Origin of the sequence: Streptomyces flaveus, assembly GCF_014647675.1 — a bacterium.
In the GTDB taxonomy this organism is placed as follows: domain Bacteria; phylum Actinomycetota; class Actinomycetes; order Streptomycetales; family Streptomycetaceae; genus Streptomyces; species Streptomyces flaveus.
Map to the genome: position 1 here is coordinate 34,218 of NZ_BMPQ01000013.1, position 25,693 is coordinate 59,910.

Genomic DNA, 25,693 nt, shown 5'->3' on the forward strand with positions numbered 1-25,693 from the left:
CACCGCGCAGCGGCTCAAGGACGCCGACGCGCGACTCGCCGACGCGGCCTTCCGCGCCGGGTTCGACACACCGCAGGCCGCGGCAGCCGCGCTCCTGGAGGACGCGGCACATCGTGACCTCCAACGGCGGCTCGACACCTGGCAACAGGAGGAGGCGACCGTACGGGCCGTACTCGCCGAAGCCGACACGGCTCAGGCCGCCCAGCAGCCGCCCGCCGGCCTCGCCGCCGCGGAACAGGCCGCCGCCGCCGACGCCGCCCGCCGGGCCCGCGAGTCCGCTTCCGCCCGCGACGCCGCGGCCCTGCGCTGCACGGAACTCGATCAACTGACCCGCCAGGCAACCGCGGCCGTGCGCCGACTGGGCCCGCTGCGCGAGGAGTACGACCGCGTGGCCCGCCTCGCCACCCTCGCCGCGGGCACCTCCGCGGACAACGAACGCAAGATGCGCCTGGAGTCCTACGTCCTCGCCGCCCGCCTGGAACAGGTCGCCGCCGCCGCGACCGCACGCCTGCAGCGCATGTCCTCCGGTCGCTACACCCTCGTCCACTCCGACGATCGCGCCGGTCGTGGCCGCAGCGGCCTCGGACTGCACGTCGTCGACGCCTGGACCGGCCGCGAACGCGACACGGCGACACTCTCCGGCGGCGAGACGTTCTTCGCCTCACTGGCCCTCGCCCTCGGCCTCGCGGACGTCGTCACCGACGAGGCGGGCGGCGTCCGCCTCGACACCCTCTTCATCGACGAGGGCTTCGGCAGCCTCGACGAACAGACCCTCGACGAGGTGCTCGACGTCCTCGACTCGCTGCGGGAGCGGGACCGCAGCGTCGGCATCGTCAGCCATGTTCCGGATCTGCGGCGCCGCATCCACGCCCAACTGGAGGTGGTGAAGGGGCGGTCGGGGTCGGTCGTACGGCAGAGGGGGCAGTGACCGGCCGGGCGTCGCGGTGACGGGGGCGCGACCGTGAGGTGGCACGGCAGCGGGATCAGCGACCGATGGGACGCCGGGGCAGCGGTGACGAGTACACGACGCTCGTGGTCACCGAGCCGAGCGTCCCGAGCTTGCCCGTCACCTCCTCCAGGTGGCTCATGGAGCGCACCGCGACCTTGATGACGAAGCAGTCGTCGCCCGTGACGTGGTGCGCCTCCAGGATCTCGGGGGTCGCGGCGACGAGATCGTGGAACGGCTTGTAGTTCCCGGTCGGATAGCGCAGCCGCACAAAGGCGAGGATCGGCAGCCCCAGCCTCTCCGGGTCCACGACAGCCGCGTATCCCTGGATGACGCCCGCCTCCTCCAGCCGGCGGACCCGTTCGGTGACCGCGCTCGCGGACATGGACACAGCACGGGCCAACTCGGCGAAGCTGGCCCGGCCCTCGTGCTGGAGGACCTCGAGGATGCGCCAGTCGGTGGCGTCCGGGGAATACGCGGTCATGGTCGAGAAATAGCAGAGGAATCCCCGGCTGACCATGGGCGAGACCGTCGATCGCCTCTTCAGAAGGGCGGATTACCGGCCGTAGATTCTTGAGCACGGAACTCGACGGAAGGCCACACCGTGACCAAGAGCACGACTGCGAGCGGCAACACCACAACCACCACTGCCGTGAACCCCGTTCTGCGCGTGCCCCCGGCGTCCCCCGCCGCAGCCGCCGCCCACTTCGGCGCGAGCCTCGCCTTCCACGCGGATGTGTCCGACGTCGCCGCCACGCTCGCGGCCGACGGCGACCCCGGCTTCGTCGTCCTCGACTCCCGCTCCGCCGAGTCCTGGGACCAGGGTCATGTGCCCGGCGCGGTCCATCTGCCCACAGCCCTCATCCCCGAGCAGGCCGGGCAACTCCTCGACAAGTCCGTGCCGGTCGTCACCTACTGCTGGGGCCCGGGCTGCAACGGCGCGACCCGCGCCGCCCTCGCTCTCGCCGAACTCGGTTTCCAGGTCAAGGAGATGCTCGGCGGCTTCGAGTACTGGGTGCGCGAGGGCTTCGAGTTCGAGACCTGGGAGGGGCGCGAGCGGCGTACGCCCGATGCCTTGACCGCGCCGGTCGACGCGGCGGACTGTGGCTGCTGAGCACTTGAGTGACACAGCCATTTCCGTGTGACCCGGTGCGTGTAGCTTCTCCCGCATGGCGAGTTACGCGGATCAGGGTGCGGTCGAGTGGGCGGAGTCGGGCGGTGGGCCCCTCATAGCGATTCCCGAGGTGGTGTTGCCTTTCTGGACGGGGGCGGACGGCGTCGAATTGGCGTCCGACTACGACCGGGCCTGTGACGTGGACGGCTACATCGGTCTGCTCCCGGTCGGCAACACCACGGCCCTCGTCCTCGGCGACGATCCTGCCGCCACCGCCTATCTGCCCGAGCACGGCACCTTCGTACGGTGGTGCGCCGCGGAGTCGGAGAGGCAGTTGCTGGCCGGTGTTCCGGCGGCCCTCGACGCGGCGGTGTGGGAGCGGGAGGTGCACTGGGACATTCCCGGAGCCGTGATCCTGTTCGACGCGGCGTGGCCCGGCAACGACGCCGAGAAGGCGGGGCATCTGCGGATCGCGCTGGAAGCGGGGCGGTACGCGGTCCGGGCGGCGTACGCGGCGGCGGGGCCCGAGACGTGGCTGGGACTGGTCCAACTGCGGCAGGTCGCTCCGCTGGGTTGAGCGGTGGGGTTCGTTTTTGGGTGCGGGTTGGTTGTGGCTGGTCGCGCCGTTCCCCGCGCCCCTTGGGTGGGTGGGGGGTGCGGGGTCGTGGGCCGGTGCGTCAGCCCGTCGCAGGGCGGGCATACGGCTCTGGCCTGGTACAGGGTGCGGGTTCTCCGAGACCGGAGCTAAGCGACGGGCATAGGACGCACCGGCCCACGACCCCTCCCGCCGGAGGGCAAGCGCGGGTCGTTGGGGGTGCGGGCCGTGATCCGCGGCTGGCCGTGGAAAATCGTGTGCGGGTCGAGCGCCCGTTCTACCATCATGGTCCGCCATGCCCCAACTCCCGCACCCCACCGCCGAAGCACTGCGCCGCGATCCCCTGCCGCTGCGCGGCCGTACCGCCCTCGTCACAGGCGCCAGCAGACGCGGGGGCATCGGTCATGCCGTGGCCCGGCGGCTCGCCGCGTACGGAGCGAGTCTGTATCTGCATCACCATGTGCCGCACGATGCCGCCATGCCCTGGGGTGTGGACCGTCCCGAGGACGTGGTTGCCGCCGTGCGCGAGGCGCTCGGCGATCCGGACGCTCGGGTGATCGACGGACCGGGGGACCTGTCCGACCCGGCCGTGCCCGCGGAGCTGATCTCGAGGGCTGCCGACGCGCTCGGTGGTCGTATCGACATCCTTGTCGCCAACCACGCCTTGTCCGGCTCGGACGGCATCCTCGACGCGATCGACGCCGACATGCTCGACGCGCACTGGGCGGTCGACACCCGCTCGGTGATCCTGCTCATCCAGGCGTACGCCCGCCTGCGCGCCGCGCTCCCGCCGCGCACCCATGGTGGACGCGTCGTGATGATGACCTCCGGTCAGGACATCGCGAGCGGCATGCCGGGCGAGATCGCGTACGCCCTCCAGAAGGGCGCCCTCGCCTCGATCACCCGCTCCCTTTCGAGCACCCTCGCCGAGCACGCGGTCACGGTGAACACCATCAACCCCGGTCCCGTGGACACGGACTACATGACCGGCGACGACTACGCGGCCATCGCCGCGATGTTCCCCGCCGGCCGTTGGGGCATGCCCGACGACCCCGCCCGCCTCATCGCGTGGCTCGCCACGGATGAGGCGGAGTGGGTCACCGGGCAGGTCATCGATTCGGAGGGAGGGTTCCGGCGCTGACGCCGGCGTCGGGTCGCCCGTACGGAATCACAGCCGTGACAACTCGTCCACCAGGTCGTCAAGCCCCAGCGACCCCTGCGACAGCGCCGCCATGTGCCAGGCCTTGGCGTCGAAGGCGTCGCCATGGCGGCGGCGGGCGTTCTCGCGGCCCAGCAGCCAGGCACGTTCGCCGAGTTTGTAGCCGATGGCCTGGCCGGGGAGGCAGAGATAGCGGGTGAGCTCGCTCTCCACGAAGTCCGCGGGGCGGCTGCTGTGGGCGCCGAAGAACTCCTGGGCCAGCTCGGGCGTCCAGCGCTCGCCCGGGTGGAAGGGCGAGTCGGACGGAATCTCCAGCTCCAGGTGCATGCCGATGTCGACGATGACGCGGGCCGCGCGCATCATCTGGGCGTCCAGGTAGCCGAGCCGCTGCTCGGCGTCGGTGAGGAAGCCGAGTTCGTCCATGAGCCGCTCCGCGTACAGCGCCCAGCCCTCGCAGTTGGCGCTCACGCCGCCGATCGTCGCCTGGTAGCGGGAGAGGTTCCCGGCGACGTGTGCCCACTGCGCCAGCTGGAGGTGATGGCCGGGGACACCCTCGTGGTACCAGGTCGACACCAGGTCGTACACCGGGAAGCGGGTCTGCCCCATCGTCGGCAGCCACGTACAGCCGGGGCGTGAGAAGTCCTCCGACGGCGGCGTGTAGTACGGGGCCGCCGCGCTGCCCGGCGGGGCGATGCGGGACTCCACCTTCCGTACCCGCTCGGCGAGTTCGAAGTGCGTGCCGTCGAGCGACTCGATCGCCTGGTCCATCAGGCCCTGCAGCCAGTCGCGGACCTCGTCGACGCCCTCGATGTGCCGGCCGTGCTCGTCGAGGTGCGCGAGCGCCACCCACGGCGTTTCGGCGCCGGGCAGAACCTTTTCCGCCTCCTGCTTCATCTCGGCGAGCAGACGGTGGTACTCGGCCCAGCCGTACGCGTATGCCTCGTCGAGGTCCAGATCCGTACCGTTGAAGTACCGCGACCAGCGCGCGTACCGCTCGCGGCCCACGGTGTTCGGCGCGCCCTCGATCGTGGGCGCGTAGACGTCGCGCATCCAGTCGCGCAGTTCGACGACGGCCGCTGTCGCCGAGCGGGCGGCCTCGTCCAGCTCCGTACGCAGGGAGTCGGGACCTGCCGACGCGAAGTCCTCGAACCAGCCGCGGCCCGAACCGTCCGTGTCCGACCACTCGGTGAGCTGGCCGATGAAGGTCGCGGTGGGGCGGGGACCGGCGTACAGCTTGCGCTCCAGGCCGAGAGCGAGGGATGCGCGGTAGCCGGCCAGCGCGGTGGGCACCGCGCGCAGCCGCTGGGCGATCGCGGCCCAGTCTTCGTCCGTCTGGGCCGGCGTCACGGTGAACACCTCGCGCACCGAGTGTGCGACCGTGGCCAGGTTGCCGACGGACCGCAGTCCCTCGTCGGCCTCGTGCACGGCGAGTTCGGCGGTCAGCCGCTCGCGCAGCAGCCGCGCGCAGCGGCGCTCGATGTCACTGTCCGCACCCGGCTGCCGCTCCGCCTCGTCGAGCCGCGCGAGCGTCGCCCGCGCCAGCTCGGCGGGCGCCTGCTGACCGGCGGGCGAGAGGTCGGGCAACCTGCTGGAACTCTCCTTCACGCCGAGATACGTACCGGTGACCGGGTCGATGGCGATGAGGTCGTCGACGTACGCGTCGGCGACCTCGCGGGGCAGCGGGCTCTTCGTCTCTGACATGCGGACATCCTCATACGGGGAGGCCGTGTGCGTCAGCCGGATATACGGGAGCCGTGCGCGTCAGCCCGGTTCCACACCGGTCGTGCGCGGGGCGGGCGGCCAGCAGCGGCCCGCACCTCCACGGCGTCGGCCCGACGGGTTGCGCCGGGCCGACCGAACCGTTCGGTGTCCGCCGAGGGCTAATCCCGTACGGGCTGCTCCTGGTCGTACGGCAGTCGGGAACTCACCGGAGTCACGTCCAGGCGGGCCGTGATGACCAGGGTGCCCTCCTCGATCTGGTAGTCGAGGGGCAGGCCCAGGCCTCGCATGGCGGCGACCATGCCCGTGTTGGACGACTGCGTGACGGCGTACACGCTGTCGCAGCCGGCCTCGGCGGCCATGGTCACCAGTCGGCCGAGCAGCTCGGTGCCGATGCCGTGCCGCTGCCACGCGTCCTCGACGAGCAGCGCGACCTCCGTCTCGTCGCCGTCCCAGAGGAGGTGGCCGAGCCCGACGATGCGACCCGAGGCGGTCTGCACGGCGAGCGTCCGGCCGAAGCGGGGGCTGAGGAGGTGCTTGAGGTAGCGGTCGGCGTCACCGACCGGGCCGTGGTACCGGAGGCTGAGCGTGCGCGGCGAGCACCGCTCGTGCATGGCCTTCGCGGCATCGATGTCATGGGTGTCGGCACGGCGTACGGTGATGGCGTTGCCCTGAGGCAGCGTCAGTACGTCCTGCCGGCGTGGGAGGCGCGGACCGAGCTGGGCGTCCAGCTCGACCAGTGCGCGGGCCCGCGCGAACTCGGTGGGCGTGAACGGCAGATACGGCCGCTCCACGGTGATCACTCCGCCTTCGGGTGCGCGCAGCCGCATCATGGTGTTCTCGGGCGCCCCTTCGACGTTCGCGAGAGCCCCCTCGGCGGGCACCTCCGCGTCGGCGCCGTCCACGCCCACGGCCCCGGCGGGCAGCGACCGGATGCTGCACCGGCCCAGCAACTGCCGCAAGGCCAGCGGTAGTTCGGCCGAGTCCAGTGCCGTGCGCGTCGCCAGGCCCAGGATGCGCGTGGGCGCGTCCACCAGGTCGTGCGCGTCGGCCCGCTCGATCCAGGTACGGGTACCGCCCGCCTGCGCGACCGCCCCGGTGACGTCGGACGCGGCCACCTCCGCGGGGGCCCGCAGCAGGAACTCGTCCACCGTGCCCTCGGCAAGGGGATGCGTCTGCAGGCTCAGGATGTCGACCCGCTGACCCGCGAGCGCCGTGCACAGCGCGGCCAGCGAACCCGGCTCGTCCCGCACGGTGGTCCGCATCCGCCAGAGCACGGCCTCCGCGCTGACGGCCTCCGGCAGAGCCGGTGCCGCCTCGGGGGGCCCGGCGTCCCGCACGTCGGCGGGCGGCCGGGCGCCGGTATCACCCTTCGGAGGGGCGTGATCGTGGGTGCGTCGTTCCCGCCAGTTGCGGAACCGCGCCATGAGTCCGCGGCTCCCGTGCTGTTCCGGACGGTCGTTCCTCGTACGTACTGCGTCAGTCATGTCTGAAGTCATGCAACCACTGTGCAGGAAGGGTGTTGCGTGATCACGAACGCTTTGTGACTGAGCGATTAAGACACTCTCTGTCCTATTTAGAACTATATTTGCGTGCTTACTGCCCGACCCGGCCCGGCTGGAGCACCTTCGTGAACAGCACGGTCCCGTCCTGCTCACGAAGCCGAACCGTCAGCTCCCCGCTGTCGCCGTCGATGTCGACCTCGCCGAAGAACTGGTAACCACCGGCGGGTGAGACATTCGCGACAGTGGGCGCCTTCACAAACACCCGCTCCGGACCGAACGTGTTGTCCAGCGTGTTCGCCGGGAACGCACCCGCGTTCAGCGGGCCGGAGACGAACTCCCAGAACGGCTCGAAGTCGGTGAACGCAGCCCGCGACGGCTGGTAGTGCTGAGCCGAGGTGTAGTGCACGTCGGCGGTCAGCCACACCGTGCCCGTGATCTTCCGGTGCTTGATGAACCGCAGCAGCTCGGCGATCTGCAACTCGCGTCCGAGCGGCGCGCCCGGGTCGCCCTGGGCCACGGCCTCGATGTTCGGCTTGCCGTCCCCGGTGTCCGGCACCACCAGGCCGAGCGGCATGTCGGAGGCGATCACCTTCCACACCGCGCGCGACCGCGACAGCTCCCGCTTGAGCCACTCCAGCTGCTCGGCGCCGAGGATGCCCTGCGGATCGGTGGTCTGCGTACCGGGGGAGTTGGCGTTGCGGTACGTCCGCATGTCCAGCACGAACACGTCAAGCAGCGGACCGTGGCGCAGCACCCGGTGCACCCGGCCGTCCCGGGCGCCCGGCCGCAGCGTGGACATCGGGAAGTACTCGCTGAACGCCCGCCGTGCCCGGGACGCCAGCACGTCGACGTTCTTCTCCGTGTACCGGGTGTCGGTGAGGATCTCACCCGGATACCAGTTGTTGGTGACCTCGTGGTCGTCCCACTGGACGATCGACGGCACCTGCGCGTTGAACTTCTTGAGGTGCTCGTCCAGCAGGTTGTAGCGGAAGTTGCCGCGGAACTCGGCCAGGGTCTCGGCGACCTTGGACTTCTCCTCGGTGGTGATGTTCCGCCAGGTGCTGCCGTCGGGCAGGGGCACGGTCGCGGCTATCGGCCCGTCGGCGTAGATGGTGTCGCCGCTGTGGAGGAAGAAGTCCGGGTCGAGCTCGCCCATCGCCTTGAAGATCGTGTAGCCGCCGAAGTCCGGGTTGATGCCCCAGCCCTGGCCCGCCAGGTCACCGGACCACACGAAGCGCACATCGTCGCGCCGTCCCAGGGACGCTGTACGGAAGGTGCCGGTCACCGGCTCGCCGGTGCGGCGCGGGTCGTCCGGGTCGGCGAGCAGGACACGGTAGTGGATCTGCTCGCCCGCGGGCAGTCCGCGCAGCCGGGTGGTGCCGGTGAAGTCCGTGCCGGGGCCCAGGAGCGGGCCGTGCCATCTGTGCGCTTTACGGAACGACTCGGTCGCCGAGGTCTCCACGATCATCCGCGCCGGCCGGTCCGAACGCACCCACACCAGGCCGGAGTGCGCGCTCACGTCGCCGCTCTGCACACCCCACCCGGCCTTCGGCCGCCCCGACAGGGGGAAGGCCGGCGCCGTACCGACGGTGGTCGGCACAGCAAGCGCCGCCGACGCGGCGAGCGAGCCGCGCAGAACGCTGCGGCGAGCGGGGAGCGGGCTCGACGGACGGTGGGACATGGAACGCCTCCTGGGACGGGTACGACCACTGTGCAGGAACACAACTACTGGGGCACCACAGCGCACACACAAACCCCAAGTGAACAACTGCCCGCGGCGACTGGGGAACCGGTGTGCACGGACCGGTGTCAGCGTGGGCGGCGAGGTGAAGAGACCGTCAGGCGCCAACCGCTCCCGCCATCAACCGCACCCCCTCCCTTATACGCGCCGGGGACACATGCGCGTATCCCAACACCAGCCGCACCACTACCCTCTCCTCCCCGGCCGGAGTCTGCGCGTAATCGGTCAGAGAGCGCACCGCGACGCCGGCCGCGTCCGCCCGCGCCAAGAACCGTGCCGGCGGTCCGTACCGCCCCGGCAGCGTGGCGATCGCGTGCAGCCCGGCGGCGATCCCGGACACCTGCGTGCCGGGAAAGTGCTCCTCCAGGGCATCCACGAGGACGTCGCGCCGTTCCTTGTACGCGCGTTGGCAGCGCCGGAGTTGCCGGTCGTAGTCGCCGCGTTCCATGAAGCGGGCGAGGAGCGCCTGGTCAACGACCGGATTGCCGAGATCCATCGTGCGCTTGCGCTCGACGACCTCCTCGACCAGCGACGCCGGCACCAGCAGCCAGCCGAGCCGCAGCCCCGGTGCCAGCGACTTGCTGACGGACCCCGTGTACGCGACGTGCTCCGGATCGAGCCCCTGAAGGGCACCCACCGGCGCCCTGTCGTAGCGGAAGTCCCCGTCGTAGTCGTCCTCCACGACGAGCCCGTCCACGGAGTGCGCCCAGTCGAGGAGTTCGGCCCGGCGCCGCGCGGAGTACGCGATCCCAGAGGGGAACTGGTGTGCGGGCGTCGTCACCACCACCCGTACGCCCGACTCCCGCAGTGGCCCGATGGCCAGCCCCTCGTCGTCGAGCGGCAGCGGTACGGGGCGGACGCCGGCCGAGGTGTACAGCGCGCCGTGCTCGGGTGTGCCGGGGTCCTCGACACCGACGGCGCGCACCCCGCGCGCGTGCAGCACGAAACCGAGGAGTGTCGTCGCCTGCGCCACGCCCGAGACGACCAGCACCCGCTCCGGGTCCGCGACCACGCCCCGGCGCCGGGCCAGCAGCTCCGCGAGAGCCGTACGCAGCCGGGGCAGCCCGCGCGGATCGGGGTAACCCAGCGCGTGGTGCGGCAGTTCGGCCAGTACTCCGCGCTGAGCGGCTGCCCAGGCCGCGCGGGGGAAGAGCGACAGATCCGGGGTGCCGGGTACGAAGTCGACCCGGGCACCGGGGGAGCGGGGCGCGAGATCACGCGCGCGTGGGTGGGCGGCCCGGACGGCGCCGCCCACCCACGTTCCGGCTCCCCGGCCGCTGCGCAGATATCCCTCCGCGGTCAACTGCTCGTACGCCTCGGTGACCAGCCCCCGGGACACCCCGAGATCGGCGGCGAGTTCACGGCTGGACGGCAGCCGGGTGCCGGGCGCGAGCCGCCCCGAGCGGACCGCCTCCCGCAGCGCGGCCTGCAAGGAGCGTCCACGCGCGCGTGCCGGTGCCGAGACGGCCGGCAGCAGCAACTCCCAGGCGGCAGCCCAGGCCGCCGATCCGGACGCACCTGATGATCCGGACGGACCCGAAGCTGATCCGGGCGTATCCGGAGGCCGAGCCGAATTGGTCCCCGATGGCGTCATGAAAGTGGACCTTAAACCGGACCGGTGGTGTCCATAGCGTCGCCTCCATGAACGTCACCACCCGCGGCTCCCTGCTCGCCGCCCTGGCCTGCGTCCTCGTCGGAGGCTCCTTCACCGCCAACAGCGTCCTGGGCGAATACCCGTACGCGGGCGGCCAGTTCCTGCGCTACGGCCTCGCCTGCCTGCTGCTCCTGCCCCTGGTCGGACGTGGCGGCATGGCGCCCCTGCGCGGGCTGACCGCACGGCAGTGGATACGGCTCGCGCTGCTCGCGGCCGTCGGCATGGTCGGCTTCAACCTCGCCGTGCTCGCCGCCGAACGCACCGCGGAACCGGCGGTTCCGGGAGTCTTCGTGGGCTGCGCCCCGGTGCTGGTGGCCGTGCTCATGCCCTTCCTGGACGGCCGTCGGCCCCAACGCCCCGTCCTGTACGGCGCGTTGATCGTGGCCGTGGGCGCCTTCACCGTCCAGGGCTGGGGACACACCGACGGCGCGGGCATCGCCTTCTCCGTGTGCGCGCTCGTCGGAGAGGTCGGCTTCGCGGTCCTCGCCGTGCCCGTGCTGCGGCCGCTCGGTCCACGGCTGCTGGCCGCCACGGTGTGCGGTCTCGCCGCGGTCGAGTCGGCGATCGCCGGGGCGATCATCGACGGCTGCGCGTGGCTGCGTACGCCCGACACCACCGAACTCGCCGCGCTGCTGTGGCAGGCGGTGATCGTCACGGTCATCGGCTTCGTCTGCTGGTACATGGGCATGCAGCGGATCGGCGCGGAGCGCGCCACCCTCTTCTCCGGCCTCATCCCCGTCGCCGCCGCCTGCACCGCCCCGCTCGTCGGCACGGGCTCCTACGGGCCGGCACAGGCCGCGGGCAGTGCCCTGGTGGGCGCCGGAGTCGCCCTGGGATCAGGGGCGTTGAGGCGTCGGGCGCGGAGGCCGGCGGCTGCCGTCTCAGCGGCTGCCGTCGAGGATGACGCGCGCGACGAGCGCCGGGTCGTCGTTCATCGGGACGTGCCCGCAGCCGGGCAGCCGCACGAGGCGGGCGCGCGGGATGACGTACTTGGCGCGGACCCCCTGGCGGCGCACCAGAAGCCGGTCCCGCATCCCCCACGCCACCGTGACGGGCAGTCCGGGGATGTCGTCGGTGAACTGGACGGCGGTGCCGGCCCGGAGCGTCTCGGCGAATCCTGCGGCATTGGCCAGCGCGAGCGTCTCGGCGACGACCGCCTCGGGTGAACGCCGGCCCGGGCGGGCGTAGATGGTGCTCGTCAGCACGGCGCGGCCCGCCGGCGTGCGCGACAGCCGCTCCACCACCGGCAACGGCATACGGATCGCCGTCTGCCGCATCGCCTGCAGGACCCCGAAGGCGTACCGCCGCTCGATGGGCGACCAGAATCCCGCGGGCGACAGCGCCGTCACGGACCGTACGAGCTTCTCGCGGCCCAGCTCCAGGGCCAGCAGCCCGCCCAGCGAGTTGCCCGCCACATGCGGCCTTTCGATCTCCAGCGCCTGGCACAGCGCGCCGAGCGCGGCGTTCATCGTCGACAGATCGTGGACGAGCCCGTCGGTCAGCGCGGGGGACTCGCCGAAGCCGGGCAGATCCACCGCGATCACATCGCGCTCGACGGCCAGGATGTCGATGACCGGGTCCCAGGCCTGCCGGTGGTGGCCGATCCCGTGCAGCAGCAGAAGCGGTTCGCCGCTGCCCACACGCGTGTACGCGAGGGTGACGGTCTGCGGGCCGCGCGGAGAGGGGACGGGGAAGGTCACGGTCCGCGGGCCGCGCGAGGACGAGGTGGGGGCGGGGTGGCTGACCGGGGCGGACATGGAACTGCTCCTCGTCTGGGGACAGGGCGGACGTGCACACGACCGTCTCCTAGACAGTTTGTCAGCAACTACTACCCGCCGGTAGCCCCCAGCGATGCCGACCTGACGGCCGTACGCCCTTCAACGCGTTTCGCGCGCCACCGGGTTGGCCTCCGCTCGCCTGGACATGGTCCCGGGCGTCGGATGGGATGGTGTCGTGACTACCGACACCGCGACCGAGGTCTTCGAAGAGCACCGTCCCGTCCTGACGGGCGTCGCCTACCGCATGCTCGGCCGGGTGGCCGACGCGGAGGACATGGTCCAGGAGGCGTGGCTGCGCTGGTCCGGCGCCGATCACGCCGAGGTGCGCGAACCGCGCGCCTACCTCGTACGCATCACCACCCGCCTCGCCATCGACCGGCTGCGCCAGATCCAGTCGCGCAACGAGGCCTACGTAGGGCCGTGGCTGCCCGAGCCGTACGTCACCGACTTCGCCGACACCGTCCCGGACGCGGCGGAGCGGGCCGTGCTCGCCGACTCCGTCTCGCTCGCCGTCCTCGTCGTCCTGGAGTCCCTCTCACCCCTGGAGCGCGCGGTGTTCGTCCTCCGGGAAGCCTTCGGATTTCCGTACGCCGACATCGCCACCACCCTCGACCGCAGCGAACCCGCGGTGCGCCAGCTGGCCGGGCGGGCCCGCAAGCACGTCGACGAGAGGCGCACGCGCTACGAGGTCGACCCCGCGCTGCAACGCGAACTCACCGAGCGGTTCCTCGCCGCGGCGACCGAGGGCGACCTGGAGGGGCTGCTGTCCCTGCTGGCCCCGGACGTACGCCTGGTGGGTGACAGCGGTGGACGGGCCAAGGCGCCGCTGCGCGCGATCGAGTCGGCCGACAAGGTGGGCCGCTTCGTCATCGGCGTTTCCCGGCAGGGCGGCGGCCTCCAGGACGCGACGTTCCGCTTCGTGGAACTCAACGGCGGCCCCGCCCTGCTCGTCCTGTCCGCAGGCAAGCCCGACACTGTCTTCCAGCTGGACGTCGCCGACGGCCGGATCCAATGCGTCTACATCGTGCGCAACCCGGACAAGCTGCTGTCGCTGGCCGACGTCGGAAAGGCCTGAGTCCGGCCTGTGCGAGGGCCGCGTCCGGCCCGTGTTCGGCCAGTGTCCAACGGGCCCGGCCCATGGCTGGGAGGCGCCGCCTCGATCGCGGATTGGTCTTGACCAAGGGTGGGGGGCGTCCTATGGTCGCAGGAGATAGTGCAAGAACCTTTAATAAACAAGGGCGCTGAAAGCCTGCCGGGTCACGGCGATTGCGGAGGACAGGGTGGGGACCACGCAGTTGGATACGGTGCAGGAGCCCAAGTACTGGCACCTCAAGACCGTCCTCAGTGAGGCACTGGACTCCGAGTTCTCGGTGGGCGAGATCCTGCCCAACGAGCGTGATCTCGCCGCGCGGTTCGGAGTCGCCAGGGCCACGCTCCGCCAGGCCCTGGAGCAGCTCGAACTCGAAGGTCGGCTCCAGCGCCGCCGCGGCGTCGGCACGACCGTGGCGCCGCCCCGCATGGGCGTGGCCGTGGGTTCCGAGCAGCACGCGTGGCCGGGCGCGGCCGGTGATGCCTGGCAGCTCGTGGACTGCACGGTGGCGGTTCCGCCCGCGGCGGTGGCCGACATCCTGGAGACCGGCCGCGAGGAGCAGGTGCACACGGTGCGCCGCTCCCGCGTGACGCACGGCCAGCACGTAGCCGCCGAACTGCTCTACGTCCCTGCCTCCTCGGTCCCCGCCCTCTCCGCCATCGACGCGCCTTCGGGAGCCGCACGCGCGCGTGCGGTGCTCCGCGAACTCCAGCACCTGGACCTGGAGGCCCAGGACCGCGCCGTGGAACTCGGCTCGGCCCGCGCGGACGACGCCAAGGAACTCGACCGCCTCCCCGGCGCCCCCGTCCTCGTCGTCACCACCCGCTTCTACGCCGAGGGCCGGACCGCGGCCGTCTCGGTCGCCACATACCGCGCCGACACGTGCCGCCTGACGTTCGGCGACACGGGCGGGGTGGAGATCCACCACGATTCGGAGCGCCGGGCGTCCTGAGGGCCCGGCACCACGGGACGGCTCGCGCCCTGGAGACCTCCGGGGCGCGGCGGATCGCGCGGCCAGGCCTCACCGCCGTGCCGTAACCGTCCCCTCCACCGCGAACAGCTGCTCCTCCACGTGATCGAGAGCGAGCCGCAACGCCCCCATCACCACAGCCGCCTCGCCCAGGACCGAAAGCGCCACCCGAGGCGGTCGCAGACAGTAGCGCGACAACTCCTCGCGCAGCGGCTCCAGTACGCCGTCGATCCCCGCCGCCCAACCGCCGACCACGACAAGCTCCGGGTCAAGGGCCAGCACGAGCGCCGCCACATCGTGCACCAGGCGCTGGATGAAGCGGTCGACGGCCGCCCGGGCCCGCTGGTCGCCCTCACGCGCCTGCGCGAAGACCTCCGCGACCGCCTGTTCGTCGAGCGGATGCAGCGGCTCGTCAGTCGTGGACAGCAGTGTCTCCGGAGTCGCCTCACGGCCCAGCAGATGCAGCGCGCCGATCTCGCCGGCCGCGCCCCCATAGCCCCGGTGCAGCCGCCCGCCGATCAGCGACCCGGCGCCCGGACTCAGCCCGGCCAGCACGAACACCATGTCGTCGGAGTCGATGGCCGCGCCCTTCCAGTGCTCGGCGACCGCGCACGCGTTGGCGTCGTTCTCCACGAGCACCGGGCACTTGAAGGAGCGCCGCAGCCTCTCGCCCAGGTCCAGGCCCGTCCACTCCGGCAGCGCCGCGCCCAGGCGCACGGTGCCGTCGGCCTTGACGATGCCGGGTGTGGCCACGCCGACGGCGCGCAGAGAGCCGCGCGCGACTCCGGCCTGGCGCAGCAGTTCGGCGACGGCGGTACGCAGCCGCTCGAGCCGTTCGTCCGCCGACGCCGTCTCGCAGACGTCCTTGGCGATCGTGCCCAGGACCCGGCCGTCCAGGTCCGCGAGGAGCGCGGCCACGCGGTGCGAGCCGATCTCAAGGCCCAGCAGATGCCCCGCCTCCGCCCGGAACCGGTACCGCCGCGCGGGCCGCCCCTGGCGCCGCGCGGCGCCCTCCTCGGCCGCGGCCTCGACGACGAGTCCGCCTGCGACGAGCCCCTCGACGACGCCCTCGACGGTGGGCCGGGACAGCCCGGTCACCCGGGTGATCTCGGTGAGAGTCGCGAAGTCCGTGGCCCGCAGCGCGTGCAGCACCACCGCGGAGTTGATCCTCCGCAGCAGAGAGGGATCCCCGCCGGTCAGCTGCCCCAACGTACGTCCTCCCAGCTCGTGCGCGTGTTGGCCGGATCGTACTCGTCGAGCCCGGACCCGGCGAGTGCCTGACACGAGCCCCTTCCCACCGGCCCCGGATCAACCGGGCGCCACGAATCCCGACTCGTACGCCGCGATCACCGCCTGCGTCCGGTCCCGCGCCCCCAACTTCGCCAGAACGGCGCTGACATGGGACTTCACCGTCTCGGTCCCGACCACCAGCCGCTCGGCGATCTCCGCGTTCGACAAGCCGCGGGTCATCAGCCGCAGTACCTCCGCCTCGCGCTCGGTCAGCGCGGCCCGCTCCAGCGCCGCCCGCGCCGCGGGATTCCCACGACCGTCACCGTCCCCGTACTCGGCGGCCAGCTGTCGCACCGACGCCGGGAACAGCAGCGACTCGCCCTCCGCGACCAGCCGCACGGCGTGCACGATCTCCGCGGGCCGCGCTCGCTTCAGCAGGAAACCGTCGGCGCCCGCGCGCAGCGCCTCGTACACATACTCGTCGTTCTCGAAGGTCGTCACCACGAGGATCTTCGGCGGCCGGTCGACGGTCCGCAGCACCGCTCGCGTGGCCTCGATGCCGTCCAGGAGCGGCATGCGTACGTCCATGGCGACGACGTCCGGCCGCAGCTGCCGCACCAGAGGGATCACCGCGGCACCGTCGGCCGCCTCACCGACCACCTCGATGTCGGGCTGCGCCGAGAGAATGGCACGCAGTCCCGCTCGTACGAGGGGTTCGTCGTCGACGAGCAGAACGGTGACCGGCATCCGGCCAGCGTAGATCAACGCAATGGCAGCTCAGCGTGCACCTGCCAGTCGCCGTCGTCCGGGCCGGTTCGCGCACGGCCGCCGAGCAGCGCCGCGCGCTCCCGTATGCCCCGCAGGCCGCTGCCCCGGCCGGGTCCGGATATCGCAGCGGTCAGCGGATTGCGCACCTCCAGGGAGAGGGCCTGGTCCTCGACCGCGATACGGACCCGGACGGGCACGGACCCCGCGTGCCGCAGCACATTCGTGAGCGACTCCTGGAGGATGCGATAGCCCTCGCGCGAGACCGGTCCTGGCACGGTCTCCAGGGCGCCCGTCACCTCGGCGTCGACCTTCGCCCCGGAGGTGCGGGCCGACTCCAGGAGCCGGTCGGCCTCGGCCAGCGTCGGGCGGCGGCTAGCGGGCCGCTCCGACTCGCGCAGCACGCCCAGCACCCGCTCCAGGTCCTCAAGCGCGGCCCGGCCTGTGTCCTCGATGGCGCCCAGGGCCCGGTCGGTGAACTCCGGGTCGCCCGCCGCCCGTGCGGCACCCGCCTGCACCACCGCCACTGTCAACGCGTGCCCGATCGAGTCGTGCAACTCGCGGGCGATGCGCGTGCGCTCCAGGAGCCGTTCGGTGCGCTCCTCCAGGGCGGCGACCCGCTCGGCCGCGGACGGTCCGAGGAGGCGCCGCGCGATGACTGTGATCAGCTCGCCGAGACCGACCACTACGGCGTAGAGCGCAATCAGCGCCAGCGGTGCGAGCAGCGCGTACGCCCAGTGGGGCTCCGAAATCGGCAGGAGCGGATTGTCGTCAGGCACATGGCCGAACGAGACTCGCGTCAGGTCCACGGCGAGGACCGGCAGCCAGACAGAGACCCCCATCGCCACCACGCCGAGGGCCATGCGTGCCTCCAGCCACACCACCGTCCGCAGCCGGTCCCGCCACGTGGCCGACGGCGCGACCGTGATCGCCGCATCAGGGGCGCCCCGCTCGCCGGGCGTCAGCAGTAACTGTGCCTGCACACCCTCGCCCAGGCGCACGGCCGGGATCAGCCCCAGCGGAAGCAGCAACACCGCGGGCACCCACGGCTTGGACATGTCGATGAACATCCACACGCTGACGAACAGCATGGGAACCCACAGGTGCAGCAGGCGGGTGTACGTCGTCCCCCGGATCAGCGGGCGCAGCAGGCGGGCCATTCCGTCATGGTGGCAGCCGCCACTGACAACGAGCCTCCCCCGAGCGAGGGAGACACCCTCCACGGGTGGGGGAGGCCAGGACCCCGGCCCGACCGCCAGCCTTGAGCCATGACCAGCATCGACGTCCAAGACCTCACCAAGGAGTACGGCAGCACGCGCGCCGTGGACCGGTTGACCTTCCACGTCGCGCCGGGCCGGGTCACCGGTTTCCTCGGCCCCAACGGCGCCGGGAAATCAACCACAATGCGGCTCGTGCTCGGCCTGGACCGGCCGACGTCCGGCACCGCCACCATCGGCGGCCGCCCCTACGCGACGCTCGACGAGCCACTGCGCCACGTCGGCGCCCTGCTCGACGCACAGGCCGCGCACGGCGCGCGCACCGCACGGGACCATCTGCGCGTGCTCGCCGCGAGCAACCGCCTCCCGGAGCGCCGCGCGGACGAGGTCCTGGAAGAAGCGGGGCTCGCCTCGGTCGCCCGTCGCCGCGTCAGGACGTACTCCCTCGGCATGCGCCAGCGCCTGGGCGTCGCCGCCGCGCTCCTGGGCGACCCGCCGGTGGTCCTGCTCGACGAGCCGTCGAACGGGCTCGACCCCGAAGGCATCATCTGGATCCGGGAGTTGATGCGTCGGCTCGCCCGCGAGGGCCGCACCGTGCTCGTCTCCAGCCACCTGATGAACGAGACCGCGTCCTTCGCCGACCACCTCGTCGTCCTGGGCCGCGGCCGCCTGCTCGCCGACATGCCGATGCGGGAGTTCATCGACGCGCGCGTGCAGCCACGCGTACGCGTGCGCACCACCGAAGGTGCGGCACTTCGGGAGCTGCTCGCCCGGCACGGATACGACGCCGTGGAGGGTGCGGACGAACGGTGGATCGTGCACCATGCGCGCGTGGACGACATCGGCCGCCTCATATCGGGCACGGGAGTGCCCATCCTGGAACTCGCCGCGGAGGAGGGCACGTTGGAGCAGGCGTACCTCGATCTGACCGCCACGGAGGCCGAGTTCGCCGCCAAGACCCCAAAGACATCGAACCAGCCACAGGAGGCCTGACCGTGCCGTTCGCACCCGTACTCCACTCCGAGTGGCTCAAGATCCGTACGCTGCGATCCCTCCTCGCCGGACTGGCCGCCGTCGTAGTCGTCACCGCGGCCTTCTCCGCGATCGCCGGGCTCGACGCCTCCTCGGACGAGGACTTCGACCCCTTGTTCTCGGCGTTCTTCGGAGTCAGCTTCGGACAGATCGCGGCGATCACGTTCGGCGCGCAGGCCGTCTCGTCGGAGTTCCAGGGCGGTGCGCTGCGGGTCTCGCTGGCCGCGGTGCCCCATCGAGGCCGGTGGTTCGCGGCGAAGGCGACGGCGATCGGCGTACCGGCCCTGGCCGTCGGGCTGGTCACCGGATTCGTGAGCCTGGCCGTGGGCAAGGCAGTCCTCGGCGACCGGGGGAGCGGGCTGAGCTGGGGCGAGGGACTGCGGGGTGTCGTCGGTTGCGGGATCTACCTCGCGCTGATGGCCCTCTTCGCGGCCGGGCTGACCGCGCTGCTGCGCAGCGGCGTCGCGACCCTGAGCATCCTGATCCCGTTCCTGCTCATCGTGTCGTTCGTCGTCGGGGGAATGTCCGGGACCGTCGCCGACTTCCTGCCCGACAAGGCGGGACAGGTGGTCCTGCACGAGACGGCGGAGGGGTTCCTCGGGCCGTGGACGGGGCTCGCGGTGACGGGGGTGTGGGCGGGGGCGGCGCTGGTGGCGGGTGCCTGGAGTGTTCGCCGCCGGGACGCTTGAACAGCGGCTGAGTCATGGCTGACGGGGCCACCCGATGAAGGAGCTGTCGTTCCAACTCCTCGCCATGCTCACCGAGACGGCCCCGCCGTGAACGGCTAGTCCTGCGCGGCCGCCCGCAACCGCCCGAACTCCTCCGCCATCGTCTCCGCCGTCCAATGCGCGTTCAGACCACTGGGATTGGGCAGCACCCACACGCGCGTGTCACCGATCGTCCGCTCCTGTGGGCCCACTTGGGCCATGGGGGTCCCCCCGCTCGAGCGAAGCCGAGAGTGGGGGAGGTCGTCGAAGGCCGCCCGGTACGCGGTGACGCCCACCACCGCAAGCCAGCGCGGACGCAGCCGCGCCACCTTCAGGCTCAGCAGCCGCCCGCCCTCCCGGTACTCCTCCGCGGTCAGCTCGTCGGCTCGCGCGGACGCCCGCGCCACCACGTTCGTGATGCCGAGCCCGTACGAGAGCAACTCGCTCTGCTCCGAAGGCTTCAGCAGGCGAGGTGTGAAGCCGGAGAGGTACAGGACCGGCCAGAAGCGGTTGCCCGGGTGGGCGAAATGGTGGCCCGTCGCGGCCGTCATGAGGCCGGGGTTGATGCCGCAGAACAGAACACGGAGGCCGTCCGCGACGACATCCGGCACGAGCCGGTCGCGGGCGGCCTCAAGTTCCGCGGGGGTGAAGCGGGTCAGAGGATCGCCCCCGGCGCGTAACCCGCCGCCTCCGGGTGCTGCTTGACGATCTCCTCGATCCGGCCGACGACCGCGGAAACCTGGCCGGCGGCGGCACCCGTGAAGGACAGCTTGTCGGCCATCAGCGCGTCGAGCCCGGGCCGGTCGAGCGGGATGCGCTCGTCCGCCGCCAGCTTGTCGAGCAGTTCGTTGCGCTCGGCGCCCTGCTCGCGCATCGCGAGAGCGGAGGCGACGGCGTTCTCCTTGATGGCCTCGTGCGCGACCTCCCGGCCGACGCCGGCGCGTACGGCACCCATCAGGACCTTCGTCGTCGCGAGGAACGGCAGATAGCGGTCCAGCTCACGCGCGACGACCGCGGGGAAGGCGCCGAACTCGTCGAGGACGGTGAGGAACGTCTCCAGCAGTCCGTCCAGCGCGAAGAAGGCGTCGGGCAGCGCGACGCGGCGTACGACCGAGCAGGAGACGTCGCCTTCGTTCCACTGGTCGCCCGCGAGCTCGCCGGTCATCGAGGCGTAGCCGCGCAGGATCACCATCAGGCCGTTGACGCGCTCGCAGGAGCGGGTGTTCATCTTGTGCGGCATCGCCGAGGAGCCGACCTGCCCCGGCTTGAAGCCCTCGGTCACCAGCTCGTGCCCGGCCATCAGACGGATCGTCTTCGCGAGCGAGGACGGAGCCGCGGCCACCTGCACCAGGGCGGTGACGACCTCGTAGTCGAGCGAGCGCGGGTAGACCTGGCCGACGGAGGTGAAGGCCTGCGAGAAGCCGAGGTGCCCGGCGATGCGCTGCTCCAGCTCGGTGAGCTTCGCCGCGTCGCCGCCCAGCAGGTCGAGCATGTCCTGGGCCGTGCCCACCGGGCCCTTGATGCCGCGCAGCGGGTAACGGGCGAGCAGTTCCTCGACCCGGCCGTACGCGACGAGCAGCTCGTCGGCGGCGGTTGCGAAGCGCTTGCCGAGCGTGGTGGCCTGCGCGGCGACGTTGTGCGAGCGGCCCGCCATGACCAGCTCGCCGTACTCACCGGCCAGCTTCCCGAGCCGCGCCAGGACCGCCACCGTACGGTCGCGCATCAGCTCCAGCGAGAGCCGGATCTGCAGCTGCTCGACGTTCTCCGTGAGGTCACGCGAGGTCATGCCCTTGTGGACGTGCTCGTGCCCGGCGAGGTCGTTGAACTCTTCGATCCGCGCCTTCACATCGTGCCGCGTGACCTTCTCGCGCTCGGCGATCGATGCCAGGTCGACCTGGTCGAGCACGCGCTCGTAGTCGGCGAGGGCGGCATCAGGCACCTCGATCCCGAGATCCTTCTGGGCCCGCAGTACAGCGAGCCAGAGCTGACGCTCCAGCTTCACCTTCTGCTCGGGGGACCACAGGACGGCGAGCTCGGCGGAGGCGTAGCGGCCGGCGAGGACGTTCGGGATACGGGGCTTTGCGGGCGCGGGAGTCACGTGGCCTGATTCTACTGGCGGTTCCCGCAGGCCAGCGTCATGGGGTTGTTCGTCGGAAGCTACAAGTGCGGTCCGAGGCCGCTCAGGACGCGTCGGCGAGCTCCGCCAGGATGTCGGCGTGGCACAGCTCCGGAGCGCACCAGCAGGCCAGCGTCTTGTCGCGCAGCTCGGGCACCAGGTCGAGGAGGTCGGGGCGTTCGAGGAGGTACGCCCGGTACTTGGCCATGACCTCGGCGCGCGTGCCGTCGTGCTTCTTCTTCGCGGTGTCGGGGTTGAACGGGTTGTGCAGTGGATGCTCGGGAAGGTCCCAGCCGCCCCTGGTCCAGCGGCGGCCGACGTAGACGAGGTCCGCGGGGGCGTTCTCAAGGCGGGGCCCGAATTCCTGGATACGGCCCTTGAGGTTGATCACGGTGGTGGTCACGCGAGGCTCCCTCCGCGCTGCCGGGCGACGATTCCGATCATCCGACGCGCAGACGACCCACGCCACCGCCCCTTCGTACGCCTACGTCCTTCCTACGTACGCCTACGCCACCGACCCGTCGAACGGCAGCAACTCGGGCCGCTTCGGGGGACGGCCGTCCCCCGAGGAGCGCCCCGTAAGCCGCCGCCCGATCCACGGCAGCAGGTACTGCCGGGTGAACCGCACGTCGGTGGCCCGACGGGCGACCCAGCCAGGCGGCGCGCTCGCGGGCATCGGGGTGCGCCACTCGGCGTTCTGCGCCTCGTGGCCGAGTGTCTGCCACACCGCCTCCGCGACGCGGCGGTGTCCCTCGGCCGTCAGGTGCAGCCGGTCCACGTCCCACATGCGGGGGTCGGCGAGTGAAGGGGCGCCGTAGAGGTCGACCACGAGCGCGCCGTGCCGGGCCGCGAGGTCGTCCACGCAGGCGAACAGCTCCTCCATGCGCGGCCGGAACCGTTCAAGGACCGGGCCTTGGCGTCCGGGGCTGCGCATCAGAACGAGCTGCTTGCAGGACGGGGCGAGCCGCTCGACGGCCTCCTCCAGGAGCCCGCGTACCCGACCCATGTCGCACTTGGGGCGCAGTGTGTCGTTCAGCCCGCCCACCAGCGTGATCAGGTCCGGCTGCATGGCCGCCGCCACGCTCACCTGGTCGGCCACGATCTGCCCGATCAGCTTGCCGCGCACGGCGAGGTTGGCGTACCGGAAGCCCGGTGTCCGAGCGGCCATCCGCCCCGCCAGCAGGTCGGCCCAGCCGCGATACGAGCCGTCGGGCAACCGGTCCGACATGCCCTCGGTGAAGGAGTCGCCGACCGCGACAAGACTGGTGTAGGTGGCATTCGTCTCCATGGCAGGAGCGATGGTATCCCGAGGCACATACCCAGCGGTCGGCCACCCACAGCCACGTACCGGGACTCACCTCACGCCGGCTGACCGAACAACTCCCGCAACACGTCCTCCATCGTCACCACCCCCGCCAGCAGCCCGTCCCCGCCGATCACCGCCGCCAGATGCGTACGACTGCGGCGCATCGCCGTGAGCACGTCGTCCAGCGGTGTGCTCTCCCGGACACGCGCGATCGAGCGCATGTCCGCGACCCGGAACGGGAGATCGCGCGGCATCGCGTCCAGCGCGTCCTTGACGTGGAGGTAGCCGACGATGCGGCGGCCGTCGTCCACGACGGGGAAGCGGGAGAAGCCGGACTCGGCGGACAGGGCCTCCAACTGCTCGGGCGTGACACCCACGCGCGCGTACACGACGCTTTCCAGCGGGAGGACGACGTCCCTGACGGGGCGGCGGCCCAGCTCCAGGGCGTCGTGCAGCCGCTCCTGGGCCCGGTCGTCGATCAGGCCCGCGGCGCTGGAGTCCTGGACGAGGCGGGCGAGTTCGTCGTCCGAGAAGGTCGCGGTCACCTCGTCCCGCACCTCGACGCGCATCAGCTTCAGCAGCGCGTTCGCGAAGGCGTTGATCGTGAAGATCACCGGACGCAGCGCCCGGGACAGCGCGACCAGCGGCGGACCGAGCAGCAGTGCCGTGCGCACCGGTTCGGCGAGCGCGATGTTCTTCGGCACCATCTCACCGAGGAGCATGTGCAGATACGTCGCCAAGGTCAGCGCGATCACGAACGAGATCACGTGCCCCGCGCCCTCCGGCACCCCCACCGCGTGGAACACCGGCTCCAGCAGATGCTCGATCGCGGGCTCCGCGACCACACCCAGGACCAGCGTGCACAGCGTGATGCCGAGCTGTGCGGCGGCCATCAGCGCGGAGACGTGCTTGAGACCCCACAGCACGCTCCGCGCCCGCCGGTCGCCCTGTTCGGCGTAGGGCTCAATCTGGCTGCGGCGCACCGAGATCAGCGCGAACTCGGCGCCCACGAAGAAGGCGTTCACGATGAGCGTCGCCAGACCGATCAGCAGCTGTACGGCGGTCACAGCGTCCCCTCCTCGTCAACGAGCGGCAGCGGCGCGTGCAGCAGCACTCGCGCGGCGCGATGGCCCGATGCGTCCGTCACTTCGAGCCGCCAGCCGACGACGTCCACGGTGTCGCCGACGGCGGGAATGCGGCCGAGTTCGGTCGCGACGAGCCCGGCCAGCGTTTCGTACGGCCCCTCGGGCACCCGCAGCCCGACCCGCGCGAGCTGGTCGGTACGGGCCGCGCCGTCGGCGGAGTACAGCGCCCGGCCGTCGTCGTCCTTGTCGGCCAGGGCCAGGTCGGGCACCTCGTGCGGATCGTGCTCGTCCCGCACCTCGCCGACGACCTCCTCGACGATGTCCTCCAGGGTGGCGACCCCGGCGGTGCCGCCGTACTCGTCGATGACGACGGCCATCGTGCGCTTCCCGGACATCCGGTCCAGGAGCCGGTCGACGGTCAGCGACTCCGGTACGAGGAGGGGTTCGCGCATCAGCTGCGCGACGGAGCTGCGGCTGCGGCGCTCGGCGGGCACCGCCAGTACGTCCTTGATGTGCGCGACGCCCACGACCGAGTCGAGGTTGCCGCGGTAGACGGGGAAGCGCGAAAGACCGGTCGCCCGCGTCGCGTTCGCCACGTCCTCGCAGGTCGCCTGCACGTCCAGGGCGATGACCTGGACGCGTGGCGTCATCACGTTCTCCGCGGTCAGGTCCGCGAGGTTCAGCGTGCGGACGAACAGCTCGGCGGTGTCGGCCTCCAGCGCGCCCTCCTTCGCGGAGTGCCGGGCGAGGGCCATCAGCTCCTGCGGTCCGCGGGCCGAGGCCAGCTCCTCGGTGGGCTCGACGCCGAAGCGGCGTACGACACGATTCGCGGTGTTGTTGAGATGGGTGATGAACGGCCGGAACAGCGTGCTGAACCAGCGCTGCGGCGTTGCCACCTTCTTGGCCACCGAGAGCGGTGAGGAGATCGCCCAGTTCTTGGGCACGAGCTCGCCGACGACCATCAGGAACACCGTCGACAGCGCCGTACCGATGACCAGCGCGGTCGAAGAGGCCACCGACGGGCCCATGCCGGCCGCCTCCAGCGGGCCCGCGATCAGCTTGGCGATGGACGGCTCGGCGAGCATGCCGACGATCAAGTTGGTGACGGTGATGCCGAGTTGCGCGCCGGACAGCTGGAAGGTCAGATTCCGTACGGCCTTGAGGGCGCCCGAGGCGCCGACCTCGCCGCGCTCGACGGCTCGCTCCAGCTCGCTGCGCTCGACCGTGGTCAGCGAGAACTCCGCCGCGACGAAGGCGCCGCAGGCCAGGGAGAGCAGAACGGCCACCGCGAGGAGGAGCACTTCGGTCATCGGGTCACCTCCGTCCCATGGTCGGACAGGGGCGGGGGGATCGCATGATGCCGACGCGGCGGGAGGCCGCGCGGGCTGCCGGGACTGGGAGGCTCGCCCATGGGCGGACGCTCACACCTTTCCTGGGAAGAAGAAGACCTGATGCACACATAGTAAAGGGTCAGCAAAGTCGCCCGTACTCCGGTCACTCACCGAGCGGCTTCACCCACCGCCGCCAGTGCTCCTCGGGCGTGTACCCCGCCGCCCGCCACGCATGATGCGCGGTCTCGTTGCGCTTGAGCACCATCGCGTCGCCCCGGCGCCCGCCCAGGCGTACGAAGCGCTCCTCCGCCGCGGCGAGGAGTGCCGAACCGATGCCGAGGCGACGGCGGTCCGGGTGCACGGCGAGCCGGTACAGATGGCAGCGCCAGCCGTCGAATCCGGCGATGACCGTGCCCACCAGCTCCCCGTCGTACTCGGCGAGGATGAGCGCTTCGGGATCACGGGCGACGAGCCGCTCCACGCCGTCCCGGTCGTCACTGATGCTCGTGCCCTCGGCGGCCACCTTCCAGAAGGCGAGGACTGCGTCGAGGTCGTCAGAGGTGGCACAGCGGATGTGGAGATCACTCATGGGGTGAGCCAAGCAGAGCGCCGGCCTGTCTGGCGAACGGTTTC

Annotated in this window: 24 protein-coding genes and 1 pseudogene; 9 read left to right on the plus strand and 16 right to left on the minus strand. The window is 71.5% G+C overall.

What is annotated here, in order from left to right; translation table 11 throughout:
* On the plus strand, positions 1-928 hold a 928-nt coding region (locus tag IEZ21_RS47800), incomplete at its 5' end, for an SbcC/MukB-like Walker B domain-containing protein (RefSeq protein WP_281399490.1).
* A gap of 55 nt (positions 929-983) precedes the next feature.
* Here IEZ21_RS47800 and IEZ21_RS24720 read toward each other — a convergent pair.
* Positions 984-1,430 (minus strand): Lrp/AsnC family transcriptional regulator, encoded by a 447-nt coding sequence (locus IEZ21_RS24720; protein ID WP_189324088.1) that lies wholly within the window; start codon positions 1,428-1,430, stop codon positions 984-986.
* A gap of 120 nt (positions 1,431-1,550) precedes the next feature.
* On the opposite strand from IEZ21_RS24720, the gene IEZ21_RS24725 reads away from it, so the two are divergent.
* The 3 genes from IEZ21_RS24725 (at position 1,551) to IEZ21_RS24735 (ending at position 3,796) form a co-directional block, all read left to right on the plus strand.
* The gene (locus tag IEZ21_RS24725) at positions 1,551-2,060 is read left to right on the plus strand and encodes a rhodanese-like domain-containing protein (RefSeq protein WP_189324089.1); all 510 of its coding nucleotides are present in this window, start codon (positions 1,551-1,553) and stop codon (positions 2,058-2,060) included.
* Between the two features lie 55 nt (positions 2,061-2,115).
* Positions 2,116-2,637, plus strand: coding sequence for an Imm21 family immunity protein (locus IEZ21_RS24730; RefSeq protein WP_189324090.1), 522 nt, complete (start codon positions 2,116-2,118; stop codon positions 2,635-2,637).
* 313 nt (positions 2,638-2,950) lie between these two features.
* A complete protein-coding gene (locus tag IEZ21_RS24735; RefSeq protein WP_189324091.1) occupies positions 2,951-3,796 on the plus strand; it encodes an SDR family oxidoreductase in 846 nt (281 codons plus the stop codon).
* Positions 3,797-3,823: 27 nt separating this feature from the next.
* On the opposite strand, the gene IEZ21_RS24740 is transcribed toward IEZ21_RS24735, so the two are convergent.
* The 4 genes from IEZ21_RS24740 to pdxR form a co-directional block, all read right to left on the minus strand.
* Positions 3,824-5,515 carry a DUF885 domain-containing protein gene (locus IEZ21_RS24740; protein ID WP_189324092.1) on the minus strand — a complete coding sequence of 564 codons (1,692 nt, stop codon included), beginning with the start codon at positions 5,513-5,515 and terminating at the stop codon, positions 3,824-3,826.
* A gap of 179 nt (positions 5,516-5,694) precedes the next feature.
* Positions 5,695-7,032, minus strand: coding sequence for a GNAT family N-acetyltransferase (locus IEZ21_RS24745; protein WP_189324093.1), 1,338 nt, complete (start codon positions 7,030-7,032; stop codon positions 5,695-5,697).
* Positions 7,033-7,129: 97 nt separating this feature from the next.
* Complete coding sequence (locus IEZ21_RS24750) at positions 7,130-8,719, minus strand: alkaline phosphatase D family protein (RefSeq protein ID WP_189324094.1); 1,590 nt, start codon at positions 8,717-8,719, stop codon at positions 7,130-7,132.
* Positions 8,720-8,876: 157 nt separating this feature from the next.
* Positions 8,877-10,373: a MocR-like pyridoxine biosynthesis transcription factor PdxR gene (pdxR, locus tag IEZ21_RS24755; protein ID WP_189324095.1), complete on the minus strand. Its 1,497-nt coding sequence runs from the start codon at positions 10,371-10,373 to the stop codon at positions 8,877-8,879.
* A gap of 47 nt (positions 10,374-10,420) precedes the next feature.
* Between pdxR and IEZ21_RS24760 the strand changes: the two are divergent.
* Positions 10,421-11,254 (plus strand): annotated as a pseudogene (locus IEZ21_RS24760) (DMT family transporter); the annotation flags it as partial.
* A 60-nt stretch (positions 11,255-11,314) separates the two neighbouring features.
* On the opposite strand, the gene IEZ21_RS24765 reads toward IEZ21_RS24760, so the two are convergent.
* On the minus strand, positions 11,315-12,190 hold the full coding sequence (locus tag IEZ21_RS24765) for an alpha/beta fold hydrolase (RefSeq protein ID WP_189324096.1): 876 nt from the start codon (positions 12,188-12,190) through the stop codon (positions 11,315-11,317).
* 196 nt (positions 12,191-12,386) lie between these two features.
* On the opposite strand from IEZ21_RS24765, the gene IEZ21_RS24770 reads away from it, so the two are divergent.
* Together IEZ21_RS24770 and IEZ21_RS24775 are read left to right on the plus strand one after the other, a co-directional pair.
* Complete coding sequence (locus IEZ21_RS24770) at positions 12,387-13,286, plus strand: RNA polymerase sigma-70 factor (protein ID WP_189324097.1); 900 nt, start codon at positions 12,387-12,389, stop codon at positions 13,284-13,286.
* A 205-nt stretch (positions 13,287-13,491) separates the two neighbouring features.
* Positions 13,492-14,253 carry a GntR family transcriptional regulator gene (locus IEZ21_RS24775; protein WP_189324098.1) on the plus strand — a complete coding sequence of 254 codons (762 nt, stop codon included), beginning with the start codon at positions 13,492-13,494 and terminating at the stop codon, positions 14,251-14,253.
* Positions 14,254-14,322: 69 nt separating this feature from the next.
* Here IEZ21_RS24775 and IEZ21_RS24780 read toward each other — a convergent pair whose 3' ends face one another.
* The 3 genes from IEZ21_RS24780 to IEZ21_RS24790 all read right to left on the minus strand — a co-directional run bounded on the left by IEZ21_RS24780 (position 14,323) and on the right by IEZ21_RS24790 (position 17,426).
* On the minus strand, positions 14,323-15,480 hold the full coding sequence (locus IEZ21_RS24780) for an ROK family transcriptional regulator (protein WP_189324099.1): 1,158 nt from the start codon (positions 15,478-15,480) through the stop codon (positions 14,323-14,325).
* Positions 15,481-15,579: 99 nt separating this feature from the next.
* Entirely contained in the window at positions 15,580-16,248 is a 669-nt protein-coding gene (locus IEZ21_RS24785) for a response regulator transcription factor (RefSeq protein WP_189324100.1), read from the minus strand.
* Positions 16,249-16,262: 14 nt separating this feature from the next.
* Positions 16,263-17,426: a sensor histidine kinase gene (locus IEZ21_RS24790; RefSeq protein WP_189324101.1), complete on the minus strand. Its 1,164-nt coding sequence runs from the start codon at positions 17,424-17,426 to the stop codon at positions 16,263-16,265.
* 108 nt (positions 17,427-17,534) lie between these two features.
* On the opposite strand from IEZ21_RS24790, the gene IEZ21_RS24795 reads away from it, so the two are divergent.
* Together IEZ21_RS24795 and IEZ21_RS24800 are read left to right on the plus strand one after the other, a co-directional pair.
* A complete protein-coding gene (locus tag IEZ21_RS24795; protein WP_189324102.1) occupies positions 17,535-18,476 on the plus strand; it encodes an ABC transporter ATP-binding protein in 942 nt (313 codons plus the stop codon).
* Positions 18,477-18,478: 2 nt separating this feature from the next.
* Positions 18,479-19,204, plus strand: coding sequence for an ABC transporter permease subunit (locus IEZ21_RS24800; RefSeq protein WP_189324103.1), 726 nt, complete (start codon positions 18,479-18,481; stop codon positions 19,202-19,204).
* Between the two features lie 95 nt (positions 19,205-19,299).
* On the opposite strand, the gene mug is transcribed toward IEZ21_RS24800, so the two are convergent.
* The 7 genes from mug to IEZ21_RS24835 all read right to left on the minus strand — a co-directional run bounded on the left by mug (position 19,300) and on the right by IEZ21_RS24835 (position 25,649).
* Entirely contained in the window at positions 19,300-19,881 is a 582-nt protein-coding gene (gene mug / locus IEZ21_RS24805; RefSeq protein WP_189324204.1) for a G/U mismatch-specific DNA glycosylase, read from the minus strand.
* Positions 19,878-21,320 (minus strand): adenylosuccinate lyase, encoded by a 1,443-nt coding sequence (gene purB / locus IEZ21_RS24810; protein WP_189324104.1) that lies wholly within the window; start codon positions 21,318-21,320, stop codon positions 19,878-19,880. Before purB ends, mug begins: the two co-directional genes overlap by 4 nt.
* Positions 21,321-21,402: 82 nt before the next feature.
* Positions 21,403-21,741, minus strand: coding sequence for a DUF4326 domain-containing protein (locus tag IEZ21_RS24815; protein ID WP_189324105.1), 339 nt, complete (start codon positions 21,739-21,741; stop codon positions 21,403-21,405).
* 102 nt (positions 21,742-21,843) lie between these two features.
* Entirely contained in the window at positions 21,844-22,626 is a 783-nt protein-coding gene (locus IEZ21_RS24820; RefSeq protein ID WP_189324106.1) for an SGNH/GDSL hydrolase family protein, read from the minus strand.
* 71 nt (positions 22,627-22,697) lie between these two features.
* Entirely contained in the window at positions 22,698-23,711 is a 1,014-nt protein-coding gene (locus tag IEZ21_RS24825; RefSeq protein ID WP_189324107.1) for a hemolysin family protein, read from the minus strand.
* A complete protein-coding gene (locus IEZ21_RS24830) occupies positions 23,708-25,039 on the minus strand; it encodes a hemolysin family protein (protein ID WP_189324108.1) in 1,332 nt (443 codons plus the stop codon). Before IEZ21_RS24830 ends, IEZ21_RS24825 begins: the two co-directional genes overlap by 4 nt.
* Positions 25,040-25,223: 184 nt before the next feature.
* Entirely contained in the window at positions 25,224-25,649 is a 426-nt protein-coding gene (locus IEZ21_RS24835) for a GNAT family N-acetyltransferase (protein WP_189324109.1), read from the minus strand.
* Positions 25,650-25,693 lie beyond the last annotated feature (44 nt).

Coding starts and splice junctions, on each gene's coding strand:
- IEZ21_RS24720 (WP_189324088.1), bottom strand. CDS start 1,430: ATGACCGCGTATTCCCCGGACGCCACCGACTGGCGCATCCTCGAGGTC.
- IEZ21_RS24730 (WP_189324090.1), top strand. CDS start 2,116: ATGGCGAGTTACGCGGATCAGGGTGCGGTCGAGTGGGCGGAGTCGGGC.
- IEZ21_RS24735 (WP_189324091.1), top strand. CDS start 2,951: ATGCCCCAACTCCCGCACCCCACCGCCGAAGCACTGCGCCGCGATCCC.
- IEZ21_RS24740 (WP_189324092.1), bottom strand. CDS start 5,515: ATGTCAGAGACGAAGAGCCCGCTGCCCCGCGAGGTCGCCGACGCGTAC.
- IEZ21_RS24745 (WP_189324093.1), bottom strand. CDS start 7,032: ATGACTTCAGACATGACTGACGCAGTACGTACGAGGAACGACCGTCCG.
- IEZ21_RS24750 (WP_189324094.1), bottom strand. CDS start 8,719: ATGTCCCACCGTCCGTCGAGCCCGCTCCCCGCTCGCCGCAGCGTTCTG.
- pdxR (WP_189324095.1), bottom strand. CDS start 10,373: ATGACGCCATCGGGGACCAATTCGGCTCGGCCTCCGGATACGCCCGGA.
- IEZ21_RS24765 (WP_189324096.1), bottom strand. CDS start 12,190: ATGTCCGCCCCGGTCAGCCACCCCGCCCCCACCTCGTCCTCGCGCGGC.
- IEZ21_RS24785 (WP_189324100.1), bottom strand. CDS start 16,248: ATGCCGGTCACCGTTCTGCTCGTCGACGACGAACCCCTCGTACGAGCG.
- IEZ21_RS24790 (WP_189324101.1), bottom strand. CDS start 17,426: ATGGCCCGCCTGCTGCGCCCGCTGATCCGGGGGACGACGTACACCCGC.
- IEZ21_RS24795 (WP_189324102.1), top strand. CDS start 17,535: ATGACCAGCATCGACGTCCAAGACCTCACCAAGGAGTACGGCAGCACG.
- IEZ21_RS24820 (WP_189324106.1), bottom strand. CDS start 22,626: ATGGAGACGAATGCCACCTACACCAGTCTTGTCGCGGTCGGCGACTCC.
- IEZ21_RS24830 (WP_189324108.1), bottom strand. CDS start 25,039: ATGACCGAAGTGCTCCTCCTCGCGGTGGCCGTTCTGCTCTCCCTGGCC.
- IEZ21_RS24835 (WP_189324109.1), bottom strand. CDS start 25,649: ATGAGTGATCTCCACATCCGCTGTGCCACCTCTGACGACCTCGACGCA.